Annotated in this window: 15 protein-coding genes and 1 pseudogene; 10 read left to right on the plus strand and 6 right to left on the minus strand. The window is 72.6% G+C overall.

Translation table 11 applies throughout. The features are described 5' to 3' along the window. Positions 1-105 precede the first annotated feature (105 nt). The 4 genes from O2V63_RS20035 to O2V63_RS20050 all read left to right on the plus strand — a co-directional run bounded on the left by O2V63_RS20035 (position 106) and on the right by O2V63_RS20050 (position 7,380). Positions 106-1,746 (plus strand): methyl-accepting chemotaxis protein, encoded by a 1,641-nt coding sequence (locus O2V63_RS20035; protein WP_269169237.1) that lies wholly within the window; start codon positions 106-108, stop codon positions 1,744-1,746. A gap of 197 nt (positions 1,747-1,943) precedes the next feature. Then, entirely contained in the window at positions 1,944-3,575 is a 1,632-nt protein-coding gene (locus O2V63_RS20040; RefSeq protein ID WP_269169238.1) for a methyl-accepting chemotaxis protein, read from the plus strand. Between the two features lie 170 nt (positions 3,576-3,745). Further along, positions 3,746-5,836 carry a methyl-accepting chemotaxis protein gene (locus tag O2V63_RS20045; protein ID WP_269169239.1) on the plus strand — a complete coding sequence of 697 codons (2,091 nt, stop codon included), beginning with the start codon at positions 3,746-3,748 and terminating at the stop codon, positions 5,834-5,836. Between the two features lie 23 nt (positions 5,837-5,859). Next, positions 5,860-7,380, plus strand: a complete 1,521-nt coding sequence (locus tag O2V63_RS20050; protein ID WP_269169240.1) for a chemotaxis protein CheW — start codon at positions 5,860-5,862, stop codon at positions 7,378-7,380. 15 nt (positions 7,381-7,395) lie between these two features. On the opposite strand, the gene O2V63_RS20055 is transcribed toward O2V63_RS20050, so the two are convergent. Beyond that, a complete protein-coding gene (locus tag O2V63_RS20055; RefSeq protein WP_269161100.1) occupies positions 7,396-7,926 on the minus strand; it encodes a bacterial proteasome activator family protein in 531 nt (176 codons plus the stop codon). A gap of 87 nt (positions 7,927-8,013) precedes the next feature. Here O2V63_RS20055 and O2V63_RS20060 point away from each other — a divergent pair, with 87 nt between their 5' ends. Beyond that, the gene (locus O2V63_RS20060; RefSeq protein ID WP_269169241.1) at positions 8,014-9,231 is read left to right on the plus strand and encodes a cysteine desulfurase-like protein; all 1,218 of its coding nucleotides are present in this window, start codon (positions 8,014-8,016) and stop codon (positions 9,229-9,231) included. A 3-nt stretch (positions 9,232-9,234) separates the two neighbouring features. Here O2V63_RS20060 and O2V63_RS20065 read toward each other — a convergent pair whose 3' ends face one another. From O2V63_RS20065 to O2V63_RS20075, 3 genes are all read right to left on the minus strand, one after another. Continuing rightward, a complete protein-coding gene (locus O2V63_RS20065) occupies positions 9,235-10,227 on the minus strand; it encodes an NAD(P)H-quinone oxidoreductase (RefSeq protein ID WP_269169242.1) in 993 nt (330 codons plus the stop codon). Between the two features lie 159 nt (positions 10,228-10,386). After that, positions 10,387-11,373, minus strand: coding sequence for an ROK family protein (locus tag O2V63_RS20070; RefSeq protein WP_269169243.1), 987 nt, complete (start codon positions 11,371-11,373; stop codon positions 10,387-10,389). Continuing rightward, entirely contained in the window at positions 11,370-11,591 is a 222-nt protein-coding gene (locus O2V63_RS20075; protein WP_269169244.1) for a hypothetical protein, read from the minus strand. The genes O2V63_RS20070 and O2V63_RS20075 overlap by 4 nt, the downstream gene beginning before the upstream one ends. A gap of 121 nt (positions 11,592-11,712) precedes the next feature. Here O2V63_RS20075 and O2V63_RS20080 point away from each other — a divergent pair, with 121 nt between their 5' ends. The 5 genes from O2V63_RS20080 to O2V63_RS20100 all read left to right on the plus strand — a co-directional run bounded on the left by O2V63_RS20080 (position 11,713) and on the right by O2V63_RS20100 (position 17,070). Continuing rightward, a complete protein-coding gene (locus O2V63_RS20080; protein ID WP_269169245.1) occupies positions 11,713-13,035 on the plus strand; it encodes an extracellular solute-binding protein in 1,323 nt (440 codons plus the stop codon). A gap of 94 nt (positions 13,036-13,129) precedes the next feature. Beyond that, positions 13,130-14,080, plus strand: coding sequence for a carbohydrate ABC transporter permease (locus O2V63_RS20085; protein WP_269169246.1), 951 nt, complete (start codon positions 13,130-13,132; stop codon positions 14,078-14,080). After that, positions 14,077-14,949 carry a carbohydrate ABC transporter permease gene (locus O2V63_RS20090; RefSeq protein ID WP_269169247.1) on the plus strand — a complete coding sequence of 291 codons (873 nt, stop codon included), beginning with the start codon at positions 14,077-14,079 and terminating at the stop codon, positions 14,947-14,949. The genes O2V63_RS20085 and O2V63_RS20090 overlap by 4 nt, the downstream gene beginning before the upstream one ends. Positions 14,950-14,953: 4 nt before the next feature. Continuing rightward, positions 14,954-15,922 (plus strand): hypothetical protein, encoded by a 969-nt coding sequence (locus O2V63_RS20095; protein ID WP_269169248.1) that lies wholly within the window; start codon positions 14,954-14,956, stop codon positions 15,920-15,922. Positions 15,923-15,978: 56 nt separating this feature from the next. Beyond that, positions 15,979-17,070 (plus strand): LacI family DNA-binding transcriptional regulator, encoded by a 1,092-nt coding sequence (locus O2V63_RS20100; RefSeq protein WP_269169249.1) that lies wholly within the window; start codon positions 15,979-15,981, stop codon positions 17,068-17,070. 68 nt (positions 17,071-17,138) lie between these two features. Here O2V63_RS20100 and O2V63_RS20900 read toward each other — a convergent pair. Further along, positions 17,139-17,513, minus strand: a pseudogene (locus O2V63_RS20900) (alpha/beta hydrolase fold domain-containing protein); the annotation flags it as partial. Further along, positions 17,510-19,105 (minus strand): 4-coumarate--CoA ligase family protein, encoded by a 1,596-nt coding sequence (locus O2V63_RS20105; RefSeq protein ID WP_269169250.1) that lies wholly within the window; start codon positions 19,103-19,105, stop codon positions 17,510-17,512. The pseudogene O2V63_RS20900 and the gene O2V63_RS20105, both read right to left, overlap by 4 nt. Positions 19,106-19,164 lie beyond the last annotated feature (59 nt).

Genomic DNA, 19,164 nt, shown 5'->3' on the forward strand with positions numbered 1-19,164 from the left:
GACCGATTCGTTTCGTTATCGGATCTCCGGTGGAGTCGGTCGCCCATGGTGCCGATCCCATGGGCGAGGGGCGCGCTCGTGCGCCCGCGCGACGAGAGGCACGCCATGGACCCGACGACCCACGACCCCGCCACGCACGTCCCCGACCCGACGGACGAGCGTGCAGGCAACCCGCTGTCCCGGATCGGGCTGCGCGGCAGGTTGCTCGCGGCCTTCCTGACCGTCGCGGTGATGACGCTCGTCGTCGGCGGCCTCGGCATCTCGCGGATGTCCGCGCTCAGCCACCAGGCCGAGGTGGTCTACGAGGAGGGAGCCGTCCCGCTCCGCGACATCCTGCTGCTCCGTTCCACCTACTGGCAGTACCAGGCGACCATCTCCCGCTCCACGGGTGCGGGCCTCTCGCCGGAGATCGTGCAGTCCCTGCAGGAGCAGACGGCGGCCATCCGGGAGACGCTGGACGGGCTGCGCGCCGGCCTGGACGAGGTGACCCTGCGGCCGGCCACCGAGGCCGCGTTCCAGGACTTCCAGACCGCGATCGCGCTCTACGACGACGCCAGCGCCCAGATGGGTGAGATCGCCGCGTCCGGGGGCGACCCGATGTCCGTGCTGCCCACGCTGATCGAGGCCGAGACCAACGCCATCGATGCACTCGCGGCGGCCAGCGACGCGCAGATCGCCGCCACCGAGGCCACCGTGCAGGAGGCCCGCGACGCGTACGCCGCCGCCCGCACCCTGACGCTCCTCGGCGTGGCGATCGGTTTCGCGATCTCCGTCGCCCTCGCCGTGCTGGTCGCACGCAGTGTGACCCGGCCGGTCGAGCGGATCCGGGAGGTGCTCGCCCAGGTGACCGCCGGTGACCTGCGGGTGCGCGCCGGCGCCACCGGCGGTGCCGAGCTCGGTCAGGTCGCGGAGTCGCTGGACGAGACGCTGGACGCGCTCAGTGGCGTGCTGAGCCTGGTCAACGACTCGGCCGGGCGGCTGGCCACGGCGTCACTGCAGCTGAACGCGGGTGCCGAGTCGATGGCGCAGAACGCCCGGACGGCGGCCGGTCAAGCCGACGTCGTGGTGGCCTCGGCCGGTGAGGTCGCCTCCAGCGTGGACACGGTGTCGACCGGGTCCCAGCAGATGGAGGCCGCGATCCGGGAGATCTCGCAGAACGCCAGCGAGGCGTCGCGGGTGGCCGGGCAGGCGGTGAACGTCGCGGAGAACACGACGCGGACCGTCGGCAAGCTGGGTGACTCCTCGCAGGAGATCGCCACGGTGGTGAAGCTGATCAACGGGATCGCCGAGCAGACGAACCTGCTGGCGCTGAACGCCACGATCGAGGCCGCGCGTGCCGGTGAGGCGGGCAAGGGCTTCGCGGTGGTGGCCAGTGAGGTGAAGGAGCTGGCGCAGGAGACCGCCCGGGCGACGGAGGACATCTCCCGCCGGGTGGAGGCCATCCAGGCCGACACCGCCGGTGCGGTGGACGCGATCGGGGAGATCAGCACCGTCATCGGCCAGATCAACGACTACCAGGCCACCATCGCCGCCGCGGTGGAGGAGCAGACCGCCACGACCAACGAGATGAACCGGAACGTGGCCGAGGCGGCGGGCAGCTCGCGCAGCATCGCCACCGCGATCACCGGGCTGGCTGCCGGTACGGCGGAGACCAACCAGCGGGTCGAGGACGCCCAGCGGTCCGCGGTCGAGCTGGCCCGGATGAGCGACGAGCTGCAGGACGCGGTCAGCCGGTTCACCGTCTGACGCAGGGCCCGACCCGGCGGCGCCGGTCACCGCAGCTCGCGGTGGCCGGCGCCGTCGTCGTCCCGGGCCGGCCGGGGACCGCCTCCCGATCTCGATCGCGTGCGACACACCGGGTCGAGGAGCGGGCGCCGCTGCCGATCACAGAGGCGGTGGGCCGCACGGGCGCGCCGTGGGCAGAAGAGGGACAGATGGACGTCATGGCGCAGGGACCGGCAACCACCGAGTCGAGCAGGGCCGGGAGCCCGTCGCTGTCCGCCCGGGTGGGGCTGCGTGGCCGCCTCCTCCTGGCGATCCTGCTGGTGGCGCTGACCACGTTGACCGTCGGGCTGGTCGGCATCCAGCGGATGTCGATGCTCAGCGACAAGGCCGAGCAGGTGTACTCCGAGGGCGCCGTCCCGCTGGATGCGCTCCGCCGACTGCAGGCCGGCTGGTGGCAGTTCTCCGCCAGCAACGCCCGGGCCAGCATCGCGTCCCTGCCGGCCGAGACCCGGGCGGCCTTCGCCCAGGCGTCGACGGAGAACCTCCAGGCGCTGACGGAGGAGACCGCAGCCGCCGGCGAGCTGCCGCTGTCGGCCGAGGCGCGGGCCGGCTACGACCAGTTCGTCGCCGCGTCGCAGCAGTACCTCGGCCTGCTCCAGCAGCTGTCCGCCGGCCAGGGCACCCGCGCCCCACAGGAGACCCTCGCCCTCATCGCCCGGATGAACGACACCGAGACGACCATCTCCACGGCGATCGTGGCCGCCACCGACGCGGCGGCCGCCGACGCGGTCGCCACGGCGGCAGAGGCGGAGGACGCCTACAGCAGTGCGCGTGCCCTCACGCTGGGGATCATCGTGGTCGGGCTGCTGGTCTCCGTCGTCCTGGCGCTGCTCGTCGTCCGGTCGGTGATGCGCCCCGTGCAGCGGGTGCGTGAGGTGCTGGACCAGGTGGCCGACGGTGACCTGAGCGTCCGGGCCGGCGCCACCGGTGGTGCCGAGATCGGGGAGGTCGCCCGCTCCCTGGACTCGACGCTGGACTCGCTCAGCGGTGTGCTCCGGTTGGTCAACGACTCCGCCGGCCGGCTGGCGGTGGCGTCGCAGGCGCTGAACGCCGGCGCTGCGGGCATGGCCCAGAGTGCCCGGGCGGCGACCGGCCAGGCCGACGTCGTCGTCAGCTCCGCCGGGGAGGTCGCCGCCAGCGTGGACACCGTCGCCACCGGCTCCCAGCAGATGGAGGCGGCGATCCGGGAGATCAGCCGGAACGCCAGCGAGGCGTCGCGGGTGGCCGGGCAGGCGGTGAACGTCGCGGAGAACACGACGCGGACCGTCGGCAAGCTGGGTGACTCCTCGCAGGAGATCGCCACGGTGGTGAAGCTGATCAACGGGATCGCCGAGCAGACCAACCTGCTGGCGCTGAACGCCACGATCGAGGCCGCGCGTGCCGGTGAGGCGGGCAAGGGCTTCGCGGTGGTGGCCAGCGAGGTGAAGGAGCTGGCGCAGGAGACCGCCCGGGCCACCGAGGACATCTCCCAGCGGGTCGAGGCCATCCAGGCCGACACCGCCGGTGCGGTCGAGGCGATCGGGGAGATCAGCAACGTCATCGGCCAGATCAACGACTACCAGGCCACCATCGCCGCCGCGGTGGAGGAGCAGACCGCCACGACCAACGAGATGAACCGGAACGTGGCCGAGGCGGCGGGCAGCTCGCGCAGCATCGCCACCGCGATCACCGGACTCGCCGCGGGCACCCAGCAGACCAACGAGGGCGTCGCGGAGGCGCAGCGCTCGGCCGCGGACCTGGCCCGGATGAGCGACGAGCTGCAGGACGCCGTCCGGCGCTTCACCGTCTGACCGATCGGCACGAACGGCCCCGGCGCAGTGTGCCGGGGCCGTTCGCGTTGCTCGGCACCGGATGGTGGCCCACCCGGTCACGCCGCATCCGTGGACTGCCGATGAGGTCCCCGTCACCGGTCCAACACCCGGCCGCAGGCGACGACGCCACGTAGCAACCGGAGGCCCCCATGCCCGCCGCCACCACCAAGGGCTCCACCCCGATCCCCGCCCAGCTGCACGAGTACGCGAGCCTGGTGGCGGCGCTCGACCGGGCGCAGGCGGTGATCGAGTTCGACCTGACCGGTCACGTGGTCACCGCGAACCAGAACTTCCTCGACGTCATGGGGTACGAGCTCGACGAGGTCGTCGGTGAGCACCACCGCATGTTCTGCGACCCCGCCCAAGCCGACACCCAGGAGTACCGGCAGTTCTGGGCGGCCCTGGCGACCGGGGCGTTCAGCAGCGGGGAGTACCGCCGGCTCGCCAAGGGTGGCCGCGAGGTGTGGCTGCAGGCCACCTACAACCCCATCCTGGACGGTGCCGGGACGCCGGTGAAGGTGGTCAAGTTCGCCAGCGACGTCACCGCCGTCAAGCTCGCCGCCGCCGACTCCGCGGGCAAGGTCGCTGCCATCGAGCGCTCGCAGGCGGTGGTCGAGTTCGACCTGGCCGGGCACGTGCTCTCCGCCAACCAGCTGTTCCTGGACACGATGGGCTACGAGCTGGACGAGGTCGTCGGCGAGCACCACCGCATGTTCTGCGAGCCCGAGCACGTCGCCACCGACGAGTACCGGCAGTTCTGGGCCGACCTGGGCACCGGCCGCTACACCTCCGGTCTGTACAAGCGGGTGGCCAAGGGCGGCCGCGAGGTGTGGCTGCAGGCCACCTACAACCCGATCCTCGACCTGACCGGTCGTCCGGTGAAGGTCGTCAAGTTCGCCAGCGACCTCACCGAGCAGCGCACCCACAACGCCGAGTCGCGGGGCAAGGTCGCCGCCATCGAGCGCTCCCAGGCGGTGATCGAGTTCGGCCTGGACGGCGTTGTGCTGGGCGCCAACCCCAACTTCCTCGAGGTCATGGGGTACCGGCTCGAGGAGGTCGTCGGCCGGCACCACCGCATGTTCTGCGACCCCGAGTACACCGCCACCGACGAGTACCGGCAGTTCTGGGAGCTGCTGGGCCGGGGCCAGTACGCCGGCGGCGAGTACCGCCGGGTCGGCAAGGACGGCGGTGAGGTCTGGATCCAGGCCACCTACAACCCGATCCTGGACGACGACGGCCGCCCCTTCAAGATCGTGAAGTTCGCCAGCGACGTCACCGACGCCAAGCTGCGCAACGCCGACATCGAGGCGCGGGTCAACGCCGTCGACCGCGCGCAGGCGGTCATCGAGTTCGACCTCGACGGCAACGTGCTCGCCGCCAACGACAACTTCCTGCGCACCATGGGCTACTCGCTCCGCGAGGTCACCGGTCAGCACCACAGCCTCTTCTGCGACGAGGAGTACCGCGTCTCCCCCGAGTACCGGGACTTCTGGCTCCGGCTGGGCAAGGGCGAGCTCATCGCCGGCCGGTTCCACCGCAAGGGCAAGTTCGGCCGCGACGTGCACATCCAGGCCACCTACAACCCGGTGCTCGACCTGTCCGGTGCTCCGGTCAAGGTGGTGAAGTACGCCTACGACGTGACGAACGAGGTCGAGCGGGAGCGCCGGGTGTCCGACGGCACCCGGGACATGACGGCCTCGGTCCGCAAGCTCGCCACCTCGATCGACGAGATCGCCCGCAGTTCGGCCGCCGCGACCGGCCTGGCCGAGAAGACCCACGGGGACGCCGCGGAGGGCGTCGAGGCGCTCCAGGCGTCGCTCGAGGCGATCGCGCTGATCCAGCGCTCCTCGGTGTCGATCTCCGAGATCGTCCGGGTGATGGGGGAGATCGCCAACCAGACCAACCTGCTGGCCTTCAACGCCTCGATCGAGGCCGCCCGCGCCGGCGAGCACGGGGTGGGCTTCTCGATCGTGGCCGGCGAGGTCCGCCGTCTCGCGGAGCGGTCGTTCGACGCCGCACAGCAGATCGGCAAGCTGATCGAGGAGTCGGCGGAGCGGGTGGAGCAGGGGTCGACGGTCTCCCAGCGGGCCGAGGCGGCGTTCGCCCGGATCGTCGACAGCGTCGGGCAGACCAACGAGGTCATCAAGTCCATCTCCTCGGCCACCTGCCGGCAGCAGGCAGCCTCGCAGGAGGTCGACGCCCTGATCGCCCAGTTGACCTCCGCCGACCCGGCCCGCTGAGCCGGCCCGGCGAGGACTGGGCGATGTCCGGGGTGCAGCCGGCCGCGTCGACCGGGACGGCGGCCGGTGAGGTCTACGGGATGATCCGGCTGGCCGGCGTCGACGTCGCGCTGCCGCTGGCGGTGCTGCGCGAGGTCGTGCCGTGCCCGGCCGAGCTGGCCGGCCTGCCGGCAGATGCGGTGGGCCTGCTGGGGGCCATGGACCTGCGGACGACGGTGCTGCCGGTCGTGGACCTGCGGCTGGTGCTGGGCCGTCCGGCGGCGCGGCACCCGGGCCAGGTCGTGGTCGTCGTCGCGGTGGACGGGCAGTCGCTGGGTCTGCTGGCCGACGAGGTGTGCGGGGTCGCCAGGGTCCCGCGCACCGCGCTGCTGCCGATGCGGGTGGCGGCCGGGGAGCTGCTCTTCTCGCACACCTTCCAGCACCCGGAGACCGGCCGGGCCACCAGCGTGCTCGACGCGGCGGCGGTCGTGTGCCGGCCCGGGCTGCCCACCGTCGCCGACGTGGCGCGGTCGGCCTCGTCGGTCGGCGCGGACGGTCCGGTCCCGTCGGGCGACCGGGTGTCGGTGACCCTGCTGCGGTGCGGCCCGCACGTGCTCGCGCTGGACGTGGCCCAGGTGCACACCACGCTGCCGAGCCCGTCGCCGCGGCCCTCGGTGCTGTCCGGCAGCGTGTGCCCCGGGGTGACCGGGTTCGCCGGGCAGGACGTGGCCGTCGTCGATCCGCTGGCCCTGCTCGGGCTGGGCAGCCTGGGCACGTCCACCGCTGAGGCCGGGGTCGTGGTCGACACCGGCAGCGGTCACGTGGTCCTGGCCGTGGACGCGCTGATCGCGCTCACCGACCTCGCCGAGGGCGCCGTGCTCCCGGTGCCGGCCTTCGCCGTCCCCCGGCCCGAGCTGCTGCGTGGCCTGGCCGACGTGGACGGCACGACCTGCCTGGTGCTGGACGGCGCGGCGCTGCTGGCCGATCCGCGGGTGCTGGCGCTCGCCGCGATGAACACCCCGGCGGCCGGTGCGGACCCCGGCTCGCCGGGCGGCAGCGGGCGGGTGAGCGCCACCGGTGCACCCTCGTACCTGACGTTCTCCGTCGGCATCGACGTCACGACGCCGCTGGAGCAGGTCGGCGAGATCGTCCCGTACCCGGCCGAGGTCACGGGGACGTCGGTCGGCCGGGGTGTGCTGGGCGTCGTGGTGCACCGCGGGGCGGCCGTCCCGGTGCTGTGCCTGGCCACGTTGCTCGGGCTGCCCCAGCTGGAGGTGACGGCGGCCAGCTGTCTGCTGGTCGTGGACGTCGGCGAGCCGGTGGCGTTCGCCGTCGACGCGTTGCGCAGCATCGACCCGCTGACCTGGACCGACCCCGACCAGCCCGGCCGGCCGGGCGCGGACCGGCTGGCGGACCTCCTGCGGCGGTCGCCCCTCGTGCAGGTGGGTGCGGACACCCGGCTGCTGCCGTGTCTGGACCTGCAGCACGTGGCCCGCACGATGCACGGCCAGTCCGCCGTGCCGGTGCCCCGGCCGGCCCCGGACGAGGAGCTCCTCGTCCACTGAGCGGATCGGCTCCGGCTAGAGGTACTGGCCTCCACCGGGGCGGTGCTCCTGGGCCGGTGCGCCGGGTGGGAGGGCCTTGCGGCGCATCTCCTCCAGCTGGGCCCGGGCGGCCATCTGCTGGGCGAAGAGCGCGGTCTGGATGCCGTGGAAGACGCCCTCCAGCCAGCCGACCAGCTGAGCCTGGGCGATCCGCAGCTCGGCGTCCGAGGGGGTCTCGCCCTCGGTGAACGGCAGCGTGATCCGCTCCAGCTCCTCGCGCAGCTCGGGGGCCAGCCCCTGCTCCAGCTCGCGGATGGAGGAGGCGTGGATGTCGCGCAGCCGGTTGCGGCTGGCGTCGTCCAGCGGCGCCGCCCGGACCTCCTCGAGCAGCTGCTTGATCATCGTGCCGATCCGCATGACCTTCGCCGGCTGCTCGACGAGGTCGCCGACCCCCGCCATGCCGCCCTCGTCGCCCTCCGGCAGGTGCATGCCGCCGACCGGCTGCCCGTCCGGGCCCACGACGAGGACCTGCTGGCGGCCTGGCTCACCGGTGCCTGGTGCTGTCATGCCCCCATCCTGCCCCGGTGTCGTCGGGCTGCCCGCCGAGGGGCCGCACCGGTCCGGCGCGACCGGCCGACTGACTACGCTCCCCGCATGTCGTCGGGGGAGGGCCAGCTGGACGTGGCCCGCGTCCGGGGCCTGTTCCCGGGGCTGTCCGACGGCCTCGTGCACGCCGACGGGCCCGGGGGCGCGCTCGTGCCGGAGAGCGTGGTGCGCGCCGTCTCCCAGGCCATGCGGGTGCCGATCGCCGGCCGGGGCGGCGTCTTCGCCTCTTCCGCCCGGGCCGAGCAGCTGGTCGCCGGCGCGCGTTCCGCGGTGGCCGACCTGGTGGGCGGCGCACCCGCCGGAGTCGTCCTCGGGCCGAACATGACGACGCTGACCTACGCCGTCGCCCGGGCGCTGGCCAAGCACTGGCGCCGCGGCGACGAGCTCGTGGTCAGCCGGCTGGACCACGACGCCAACATCCGCCCGTGGCTGCAGGTCGCCGACGAGCTCGGCATGGTCGTGCGGTGGGCCGAGGTGGACATCGAGACCGGCGAGCTGCCGGACTGGCAGTACGACGAGCTGGTCACCGACCGCACCCGGCTGGTCGCCGTGACCGCGGCCAGCAGCGCCATCGGCACCCGCCCCGACGTCGCCTCGATCGCCGAGCGCGCGCACCGGGTCGGGGCACTGGTGGTCGTCGACGCCGCGCACGCCGCACCGCACGCCCCGCTGGACGTCGAGGAGCTGGGTGCGGACTTCCTCCTGCTGTCGGCCTACAAGTGGTGCGGGCCGCACGTCGGCGCGCTGGTCGCCCACCCGGGACTGCTCGAGGAGCTGTGGCCGGACAAGCTGCTGCCCGCGTCGGAGCGGGTGCCCGACCGGTTCGAGACGGGCGCGCCGCCGTTCGAGCTCTACGCCGGCGTCGCGGCCTCGGTGGACCACCTGGCGGCCCTCTGCCTCGAGGCCACCGGCACCCGGCGGGAGCGGCTGCGCACCTCGATGGCCGCGGTGAGCCGCTACGAGGAGCAGCTGTTCACCCGGCTGGACGGGGCGCTGCGGTCGATGGCGCACGTGCAGGTGCTGGGCGACCCGGCGTGGACCACGCCGACGCTGTCCTTCACCGTCGACCGGCTGCGCCCCCGGCAGGCGGCCACCGAGCTCGCCCGGAGCGGTGTCTGCGCCTGGGACGGCGACTTCTACTCCCGCGAGCTGTTCGATGCGATCGGGGTCAACGAGACCGGCGGCGCCGTGCGGCTGGGCCTGATGCACTACAACACCGTCGAGGAGGTCGACCGCCTCGTCGACGCCGTCGCCGACCTGCGGTAGCCGTCAGGCGTCGGGGACGAGCAGGACCTTGCCGATGTGGGTGCTGGACTCCAGCAGGGCGTGTGCCTCGCCGGCCCGGGACATCGGCAGCCGCCGGTCCACGATCGGCCGGACGACGCCCCGCTCGACGTCGGGCCACACGTCGTGCCGCACTGCCGCCACGATCTCGGCCTTGCCCCCGGGCCCGGTCGCGGGCCGTGAGCGCAGCGTGGTCGCGTGCACCGACCCGCGCTTGCGCATCAGCTTGCCGAGGTCGATCTCGGCCTTCGTGCCGCCCTGCATGCCGATGCCCACCAGCCGGCCGCCGGTGGCCAGCACGTCGAGGTTCCGGGCCAGGTACTTGGCGCCGATGATGTCCAGGACGACGTCCGCGCCGTGCCCGTCGGTGGCCTCCCGCACCACCTCGACGAAGTCCTGCTCGCGGTGGTCGACGCCGATGTCCGCGCCCAGCTCGCGGCAGAAGGCCAGCTTCTCGGCGCTGCCGGCCGTGGTCGCCACCCGGGCGCCGGCGCGCGCGGCGAGCTGGATCGCCATGGTGCCGATGCCGCTGGAGCCGCCGTGCACCAGGAACACCTCGCCGGCCCGCAGCCCGGCGAGCATGAAGACGTTGGACCAGACGGTGCACACGACCTCGGGCAGCGCCGCGGCGGTGGCCAGCTCGACACCCGCCGGCCGGGGGAGCAGCTGCCCGGCGGGGACGGCGACCCGTTCGGCGTACCCGCCACCGGACAGCAGTGCGCAGACCTCGTCGCCCACCGACCAGCCGGTCACGTCGGCGCCGACCTCGCTGATCACCCCGCTGCACTCCAGGCCGAGCACCTCGCTGGCACCCGGCGGGGGCGGGTAGTGCCCCTGGCGCTGCAGCGTGTCGGCGCGGTTCACCGCGGTGGCGGCCACGTCGACCAGCACCTCGCCGGGCCCGCAGACCGGGTCGGGCACCTCACCCCAGCCGAGCACCTCGGGGCCGCCAGGGGAGGAGATCGTCACCGCACGCATGCCCCCGACCCTAGGGTCCCCGCCCGGCGTACGCGTCCCGCCGCCCTGGACATGGACGTCCACGAACCCCGGCACGACCAGCTGATCAGCCGGCTTCCGCTGACCTCGAGTCAGCGAGGGGTCAGGACGGTGCCAGGGTCACCAGCCGCCCAGCGGTGATCAGCAACCGCCGTCCTCCTGGCTGGGCACTGCGCCCCGGTCACCGGTGGGCGCCTGCCACGAGGTGGGGACCGCGTGCAGCCCGGCGGTCTCCAGGAAGTGCAGCGCGGCACCGTAGAGGCTCGCCTCCGCCCCCAGCGCCGAGATGGCCACCCGCGGGGGCTCGCGCCAGGCGAGACCGGCAGCCAGCGCGGTTCGGACGGGCCCCAGCAGGTGTTCGCCGGCCCCGGTGAGTCCTCCGGTCAGGGCGATCACGGACGGGTCCAGGATCATGGTGATCGTGACCAGCGCGCGGGCGAGGGCCTCTGCGCCCTCCTGCCAGATCCGGGCCGCCACGGGCTCGTGGAACGCGCTCGCGGCGATGTCCGCCGCGGTTCGGCCGGCAGCTCCTCCCGCGGCACGGTGGCGGCGGACGATCCCGCCGGCCGAGGCGTAGGCCTCCAGGCACCCGCGCTGCCCGCACGGGCAGGGCTCCCCACCGACGTGCACGGGCACGTGGCCGAGCTCGCCGGCCGCTCCTGCCGCGCCCGTGACGAGACGTCCGCCGGTGACCACCCCGGCGGCGACCCCGGTGCCCAGGGCGATGACGACCAGGTCGTCGACGCCACGCCCGAGGCCCATCCGATGCTCGGCCAGGCAGGCCGCCCGCACGTCGTGCTCCATGACCACCGGCGCACCCACGTGCTGCTGTACCGCAGCGGCCAGCGCGACGTCGCGCATCCCGAGGTTGGGGGCGTAGCGGACCAGGCCAGCTGCGGTGTCGAGCACCCCGGGGGCGCAGAGGCCGACGCCGACGGTTCCGGGGACGACGAGGGACCGAGCGACCTCGCCGACGGCGTTCACCACGGCCCCGGCTCCGGCGGCCACCGGTGTGGCCACGGTCCGACGCGCCACCACCCTGCCGTGCAGGTCCAGCCGGGCCGCCTTGATGCCCGTCCCGCCGAGGTCGACCGCGACCACGGTGCGCACCGGGCCGGAAGCGGTCACCAGCCCTGCCGGACGAGCCGGTGGGCGGCCAGGTGCCGGTGGCGGTCCGCCCGTTCCAGGTGGCCGGCCGCGCGTCGGGCGAGCTCCTGGCGGACCGCCGGCGGGGGCGAGCCGGTGACCGGGCCCGGCGTGCGGGCCCCACCGACGAGCATCTGCGTGGCCACGTCGGCGACCAGTCGCCCGACCGCTGCCGGGCACGGCACGATCACGACCTCCACGGAACCTCCTCCCGACGGGGTGGACACGTCGGTCACGGCCGACGCTTGACAGGTTAGGGACACGCTGCCACGGTTGGCGAATCGATTCGCCAACGAGGGTGGATCTTGCTTGGAGGTAGCCATGCACGTAGCACGGGCACGGTGGGGCGTCGTCCTCGCCGCAACGTCGGTCGTCGCCGTCTCGGGCTGCAGCGGAGGCGGGACCGACAGTGGTGCGGAGCCCGGCAACGGCACGGGGGAGATCACGGTCTGGGCCCACCAGGGCCAGCCGGCCGAGGTCGATGTGCTGCAGCAGACGATCGACGACTGCAACGCCTCCCAGGAGGACGTCCAGGCGACGCTGCAGCTGATCCCCGAGGCCGACTACATGCGGACCGTGACGACGACGGACCCGGACGAGTTGCCCGACGTCCTCGAGTACGACGGGCCGATGATGGCCTCCCTGGCGTACGCCCAGAAGCTCGCACCCGTGGGCGACCTGGTCTCGGCCGAGACGCTGGAGAACCAGACGGACTCGGTCCTGGCCCAGAACACCTACCCGGCCGACGGCGAGGTCTACGGCATCTCGCAGTACGACTCCTCGCTCGGCATCTACGGGAACAAGGCGCTCCTGGACGCCGCGGGGGTGTCCTACCCGCAGGGACTCGAGGACGCCTGGACGGCGGAGGAGTTCGAGGCCGCGCTGCAGACCCTCGCGGCCGCGGACCCGGACCAGAAGGTGCTCGACATCAAGGAGAACTACGGCGCGGAGTGGCCCACCTTCGGGTTCCTGCCGATCGTCTACTCCGCGGGTGAGCAGGTCGTGGAGGACGGCGTCGCGCAGGGGAACCTGAACAGCGCGCCCGTCGTGGAGGCCGTCGAGCGGTTTGCCGGCTTGCGTCAGTACATCGACCCCAACACCGACGACAAGGCGTTCGTCGACGGGCGGGTCCCGCTGAGCTGGGTGGGTCACTGGGTCTACAACACCTACGACGAGGCGCTCGGGGAGGACCTGGTCGTCCTCCCGCTGCCGGACTTCGGTGCGGGCCCGAAGAGCGGCCAGGGCTCGTGGGCGTGGGGGGTCAACCCCGCCACCGAGAACGGCGCGGCGGCCGGGGCGCTCCTGGACTGCCTCGCCTCGGACGAGGCCGTCTCCGGCATGACCGACGCCAACGCCGCACCCCCGGGAACCACCAGCGTGACCGCTGAGAGCGAGCTGTACCAGGAGGGCGGGCCGCTCGAGCTCTTCGCCCGCCAGCTGGAGCTGACCTGCGGTGACGGTGAGCCCACGCCGGACTGCGTCGCGGTGCCCCGGCCGGTCACCCCGGCGTACCCGGTGATCAGCCAGCAGTTCTCCGAGGCGTTCTTCGGCGCCTACGACGGTGGCGATGCCCAGGAGCTGCTGGACTCGGCGGCCGAGCTGATCGACCTGGACTACCAGGACAACGACAACTACGGGTCCTGACGGCAACGACGGGTCCGGGCAGGGCACGGCGCGGAGCGCACGCGGACACGCGCGCGCTCCGCGCCGGCTCCGGGCAGGGAGGAGACACCGAGCGATGAGCACCTCAGACCCCGCGCCGCTGCTCAGCCCGCGCAAGGCGGCCCGCGGACTGCGCCGCGACACCCTGCCGGCGATGACGATGGCCGCACCTGCTGCACTCGGGCTGCTGGCCTTCGTGGTCGTGCCGTTCGGGTTGGCGGTGTGGCTGTCGCTGCACAACGTGCGGCTGGACTCGCCCACGCCGCCGGGCTGGTTCGGCGTGGAGCAGTACCGGCGCATCCTGTTCGACCCGAACTTCCGGGGTGAGTTCTACCGGGGCCTGCTCAACAACCTCGTCTTCGCCGCCGTCGTGGTGCCGGTGCAGACGGCCCTGGCCCTGGCCCTGGCCGTGCTGCTGAACCGGCCGCTGCGCGGGATGGCGTTCTTCCGCACCTTCTTCTTCATGCCCGTCGTCTTCCCCATGGCGCTGGTCGCGGTGGTCTGGAAGCTCATCTACGCCCGCGACGACCTCGGGATGCTCAACGCGTTCCTGGACACGGCGTCCTTCGGGCTGCTGGGCCCCTACGACTGGCTCGGCAACGAGAGCACGGCGCTGCTCTCGATCATCATCATGTCCATCTGGCAGGGCGTGGGGCTGCAGATGGTGATCATCCTGGCCGGGTTGCAGGGGATCCCTGGAGACCTCTACGAGGCCGCGGCGCTGGACCGGGCCGGACGGTGGCGGCAGTTCGTGCACATCACCCTGCCGGGCCTGCGGAACACGCTGATCTTCGTGGTCATGGTGACCACCATCCTGTCCTTCCGCCTGTTCGACCAGGTCTACGTGATGACCCAAGGCGGTCCACAGGAGGCCACCACGACGGTCATGTACCAGGCGGTGACCACGGCGTTCGACGCGAACAACGTCGGGAGGGCGTCGGCGATCACGGTGCTGTTCTTCGTCATCGTGCTGGTGGTCACCCTGGTGCAGCGCCGGTTGCTGCGTGAGGAGCGCGAGGTCGCATGAGCGCCACCGTCCACCGTCGCACCCACCGTCGCCGCGCGCAGGGCCGGGCCGGCCGCGCCGGTGCCTACCTCCTCCTCACCGTCCTCACCGTGGTCTTCGTCGCCCCGATCGCCTACATGGTCATCGGGAGCTTCAAGCCCGCCGGCGAGGTGATCGACGGGTTGTCCGGGTTCCTCCCGCGGGACCTCTCCCTGGGCAACTACACGGGCATGCTCGACCGGTTCGACAGCCCGGCGACCGGCCGCTTCAGCGACTTCTACCTCACGTCGCTCATCGTCGCCGGTGTCGTGGTCCTCGGCGGACTGGTCGTCAACTCGATGGCCGCCTACGCCCTGGCCCGGCTGCGCTGGCGGGGGCGGGACGCGGTGCTGATGATCGTGGTGCTGCTGGTGATCCTGCCCTTCGAGGCGATCGCGGTGCCGTTGTTCTACCTGCTCAACGACCACCGCAACACGTACTACGTGCAGTTCCTGCCGTTCGTGGCCAGCGCCTTCTCGATCTACCTCTTCTACTCGTTCTTCGCCGGCCTGCCGAAGGAGATGGAGGAGGCCGCCCGCGTCGACGGCGCCGGTCCGTGGCGGACCTTCTTCCTGATCATCGTGCCGAACTCCAAGCCGGTCTTCGCGACGGTGACCATCTTGTCGTTCCTCACCGCGTGGGGGTCGTTCCTGTGGCCGGTGATGATGGTGGACCAGCCGCAGCGCAGGCCGCTGCCGCTGGAGATCGCGGTCTTCCAAGGTCAGCCGCCCTACGACTGGGGTCAGATCTTCGCCTTCGGAGTCCTCATGGTGCTGCCGGTCCTCCTCGTCTTCCTCCTCTTCCAGCGATGGTTCGTCCAGAGCGTCGCCTCCTCTGGCCTGAAGGGCTGATCCGATGACCCTCGCCCTTGCCGACCGATGGGTCTGGGACTTCTGGTTCGCCCAGGACGGCGACGACATCCACGTCTTCTACCTGCAGGCACCCCGCTCGCTCGGGGATCCGGACCTGCGCCACCACCACGCCACGATCGGGCACGCGGTCTCGCAGGACCTGCGTTCCTGGGAGGTGCTGCCCACGGCGCTGGAGCCGGGGCAGGCCGGTGCCTTCGACGACCTGGCCACCTGGACCGGCAGCGTGCTGCGCGCCGGGGGCGAGTGGCACATGTTCTACACCGGGGTGTCCCGGGCCGAGTCCGGGCGCGTGCAGCGCATCGGACGCGCCAGCTCCCCAGACCTGACGTCCTGGACGAAGCACGGTCAGGTGCTGGAGGCGGACCCCCGCTGGTACGAGAAGCTCGACGACCGGACGCGCGAGGAGGCCTGGCGCGACCCGTGGGTGTGGTGGGACGAGGGAACGCAGGAGTTCCACATGTTCATCACCGCGCGGGCGAACCACGGGCCGCACGACGGCCGGGGCGTCGTCGGCCACGCCTCCGCGCCGGACCTCACGTCCTGGGTGGCGGGGCCGCCGGTGTCCGAGCCAGGGGAGTTCTACCACCTGGAGGTGCCCCAGCTCGTCCGCATCGGCGGTGCGTGGCGGGTCCTGTTCTGCACGACCTCGGGGGAGCACAGCGCACGGCGGCTGGCGCGCGCCGGCGTGGTGGCCGAAGGGGGCACCCACTACCTGACCTCGGCCGACCGGTTCGGCCCGTACGTCCTGGAGCGCGACGACTTCCTCGTCGGCGACCAGCGGGCGCGCCACTACGCCGGACGGCTGCTGGAGCACCGTGGGGAGTGGAGCTTCTTCGCCTGGGAGAACGAGGACGACGACGGACGGTTCGTCGGTCACCTCACCGATCCCATGCCCGTGCACGTCGGTCCGGGTGGGGAGCTGCGGGTGCACGCTTCCCCCGCGCGCCTCTGAGACCGGATACTGCCTGCACCGGGATCGTCGGCAGGACCTGGCTGGGTGGGGATCGAGTGGCTGCACGACCACGGATCAAGGACGTCGCCGCCCTGGCGGGCGTGGCGCCCTCAACCGTGTCCGCGGTCCTCAACGACGAGGGCAGCCCACGCGCCAGCGTCGCCACGCGCGAGCGCGTCCACGAGGCCGCGCGGAGCCTGGGGTACGTGCCGAACGGGATCGCCCGTGGTCTGCGCACCCGGCGGTCCATGACCCTCGCGCTCATCAGCGACGTGATCGCCACGACGCCCTACGCCGGACAGCTGATCCAGGGGGCTCAGGACGCAGCCTGGCGGGCCGGGTACCTGCTGGTGCTGGTGAACACCGGCGGCAACACCGAGCTGGAGGAGCACGCGATCCGCGCCCTGCGCCAGCAGCAGGTCGACGGCGCTCTGTACGCCACGATGTACCACCGGGTCGTCTCCGTCCCGCAGGGCCTCGACGGTCTGCCCGTCGTCGTCCTGGACGCCCGGCCCCAGACGGACGGCTTCCCGTGCGTGGTCCCGGATGAGGAAGCCGGCGCACGTACCGCGGTGGAGGAGCTTGCTGGGCACGGGCATCGCCGCATCGCATTCGTGCTCGACGAACGGGATGGCCCGGCGGCCCGCGGGCGCCTGCGGGGGTACCGCGCGGAACTCGCTCGGCAGGGACTCCTGGACGACCCCGGCCGCGTGGTGCGGGCGGCGTCGGACTCTGCGGGTGGGCGGCGCGCAGCCCTCGAACTGCTCGACCAGGCGGAGCCGCCGACCGCGATCTTCGCCTTCAACGACCAGATGGCGGTCGGGGTCTACCACGCTGCGAGCGAGCGGGGCCTGCGGATCCCCGAGGACCTGTCGGTCGTCGGGTTCGACGACCTCTACGTCATCGGTCGCGAACTGTCCCCGGGTCTGACGACGGTCGCCCTGCCGCACTACGCCATGGGGGAGGCCGCGACGCAGCTCCTGCTCGCCGAGGTGGAGGGCGCAGAGCGCCCACCGGCTGTCGCCCGCCTGGTGGCCTGCCCGTTGATCCGGCGCGGCTCAGTCGGCCCGGCCCGATCGCCCGACGCACCGGCGCACCGCGGGCAACTGGCCGCCGGCCAGCCCCTTCCAGAGCGATCGCACCGGTAGGGGTGGTCGAGGAGATGACATGGTCCCGTGCGGCATGCCCACGTACTTCGTCGTACGCACCGGGAGCGGGCCGCGCGCAGCTGCTCGGCGTACCGGAGCCCGTCGTCCCGGATCGGATCGTGCTCGGCGACCTGGACCAGCGCCGGCGGCAGGCTGCGGTGGTCGGCGGCGTCCCGCGGCGAGGCGTAGGAACCCGAACCGGGACGTCGCCGTCCGCCCCGGCTGCGATGCTGTCCGTCAGCTCGACCCCCGCCGCGACCGGGCCGAGCAGCAGGTCGGTCAGCCGGTTGTGGCCGATCCGCTGCTGCTGGGCCCGGCGCAGCCGGGCGTCGTCCATCCGGCCCACGGAAACGGCGCCGAAGGCCAGCCCCGCCGGCCGCACCCGTAGGTCCAACCGCGCATTCCGCGCTCCTGGGAGGTCCGGTGCGGGCGGGGCCCGTCAGCGGTTCTTGAGGTCCTTGCGGAGGATCTTGCCGGCCATCGACTTGGGCACCTGCTCGATGAACTCGACCAGCCGGATCTTCTTGTGCGGGGCGACGTGCTCGGCCATGTAGGCCTTGATGTCGTCCTCGGTGATCTCCGAGCCGGGGGCGCGGACGACGAAGGCCTTGGGCAGCTCCTCGCCGCTCTCCTTGTCCAGCACCCCGATCACCGCGGCGTCGGCGATCTGCGGGTTGTTCAGCAGCACGGCCTCCAGCTCGGCCGGCGCCACCTGGTAGCCCTTGTACTTGATCAGCTCCTTGACCCGGTCGACCACGGTGTAGCGGCCCTCGTCGTCGACGATCGCCACGTCACCGGTGTGCAGCCAACCCTCGTCGTCCAGCGTCTCGGCGGTGGCCTGCGGGTTGTTCAGGTAGCCCTTCATCACCTGCGGCCCGCGCACCCACAGCTCACCGCGCTCGCCGGGGGCGGCGTCCTCGCCGGTGGCCGGGTCGATGAGCCGGCACTCGGTGTTGGGCAGCGCGTAGCCGACCGTGCCCTTGGGGGTCTCACCGGCGCCGGCCGGCTCGAGCCCGGCCTCGGGGGTGGTGTGCGAGACGGGGGAGAGCTCGGTCATGCCGTAGCCCTGGCCCACCGCGGTGCCCTCGGCGGCGCCCTTGCGGAGCCGGTCCTGGGCGGCCTGGGCCAGCGACTCGTCCAGCGGGGCAGCGCCGGAGGTGACGCTGCGCAGCGAGGACAGGTCGAACTGGTCGACCATCGGGTGCTTGGCCAGCGCGAGCACGATCGGCGGGGCCACGAAGGCCCGGGTGATCTTCTGGTCCTGGATGGTGCGGAGGAACTGCTCCAGGTCGAACCGCGGCAGGGTGACGACGGCGCCGCCCCACTGCAGGCCCTGGTTCATCAGCACGGTCAGGCCGTAGATGTGGAAGAACGGCAGGACGGCGATGATCCGCTCGTTGCCCTCGTCGACGCCGGCCAGCGGGCGGGACTGGCTGACGTTGGCCACCAGGTTGCGGTGGGTGAGCATGACGCCCTTGGGCAGCCCGGTGGTGCCGCTGGAGTACGGGAGCGTGATCAGGTCGTTCGCCGGGTCGATGTCGACCTGGACGGCGGGGGCGTCGGCGGTGATCAGGTCGCGCAGCGAGGTGTGGCCCTCGGCGCCGTCCATCACGATGACCTCGTCGACGGGCGACTTCTCCACCGCGGCCAGCGCACGGTCCAGGAACGGCGAGACGGTGACCAGCACCTTGGCGCCGGAGTCCTTCAGCTGGAAGGCGATCTCCTCCGGCGTGTACAGCGCGTTGACCGGGCTGATCACGCAGCCGGCCGCGGCGATGCCGTGGAAGACCACCGGGTACCAGATGGTGTTCGGGCTGAAGACGGCGACGACGTCGCCCTTGCGCAGGCCCCGGGCGTGCAGCGCGGCGGCGACCCGCTCGACGTAGAAGGCGAGCTCACCGTGGGTGATCGTCTCGCCGGAGAGGCCGTCGATCAGCGCCGGGCGGTCGGCGCGCTCCGCGGCACCGCCCAGCACGAACTGCGGTACCGACAGCTCGGGGATCTCGACATCGGGATAGCGACTGGCGAACGCCACGGGGTCCTCCTCGACTCAGGTGCGGTGACGCCAGTCTCACACTCGGCGTGTCGTGCGCC

Origin of the sequence: Modestobacter sp. VKM Ac-2977 (assembly GCF_026968045.1) — a bacterium.
In the GTDB taxonomy this organism is placed as follows: domain Bacteria; phylum Actinomycetota; class Actinomycetes; order Mycobacteriales; family Geodermatophilaceae; genus Modestobacter.

Bases quoted from the DNA above. Each gene is read 5' to 3' on its own strand.
- O2V63_RS20035 (WP_269169237.1), top strand. From the start codon at position 106: ATGGACCCGACGACCCACGACCCCGCCACGCACGTCCCCGACCCGACG.
- O2V63_RS20040 (WP_269169238.1), top strand. From the start codon at position 1,944: ATGGCGCAGGGACCGGCAACCACCGAGTCGAGCAGGGCCGGGAGCCCG.
- O2V63_RS20045 (WP_269169239.1), top strand. From the start codon at position 3,746: ATGCCCGCCGCCACCACCAAGGGCTCCACCCCGATCCCCGCCCAGCTG.
- O2V63_RS20050 (WP_269169240.1), top strand. From the start codon at position 5,860: ATGTCCGGGGTGCAGCCGGCCGCGTCGACCGGGACGGCGGCCGGTGAG.
- O2V63_RS20055 (WP_269161100.1), bottom strand. From the start codon at position 7,926: ATGACAGCACCAGGCACCGGTGAGCCAGGCCGCCAGCAGGTCCTCGTC.
- O2V63_RS20060 (WP_269169241.1), top strand. From the start codon at position 8,014: ATGTCGTCGGGGGAGGGCCAGCTGGACGTGGCCCGCGTCCGGGGCCTG.
- O2V63_RS20065 (WP_269169242.1), bottom strand. From the start codon at position 10,227: ATGCGTGCGGTGACGATCTCCTCCCCTGGCGGCCCCGAGGTGCTCGGC.
- O2V63_RS20080 (WP_269169245.1), top strand. From the start codon at position 11,713: ATGCACGTAGCACGGGCACGGTGGGGCGTCGTCCTCGCCGCAACGTCG.
- O2V63_RS20085 (WP_269169246.1), top strand. From the start codon at position 13,130: ATGAGCACCTCAGACCCCGCGCCGCTGCTCAGCCCGCGCAAGGCGGCC.
- O2V63_RS20090 (WP_269169247.1), top strand. From the start codon at position 14,077: ATGAGCGCCACCGTCCACCGTCGCACCCACCGTCGCCGCGCGCAGGGC.
- O2V63_RS20095 (WP_269169248.1), top strand. From the start codon at position 14,954: ATGACCCTCGCCCTTGCCGACCGATGGGTCTGGGACTTCTGGTTCGCC.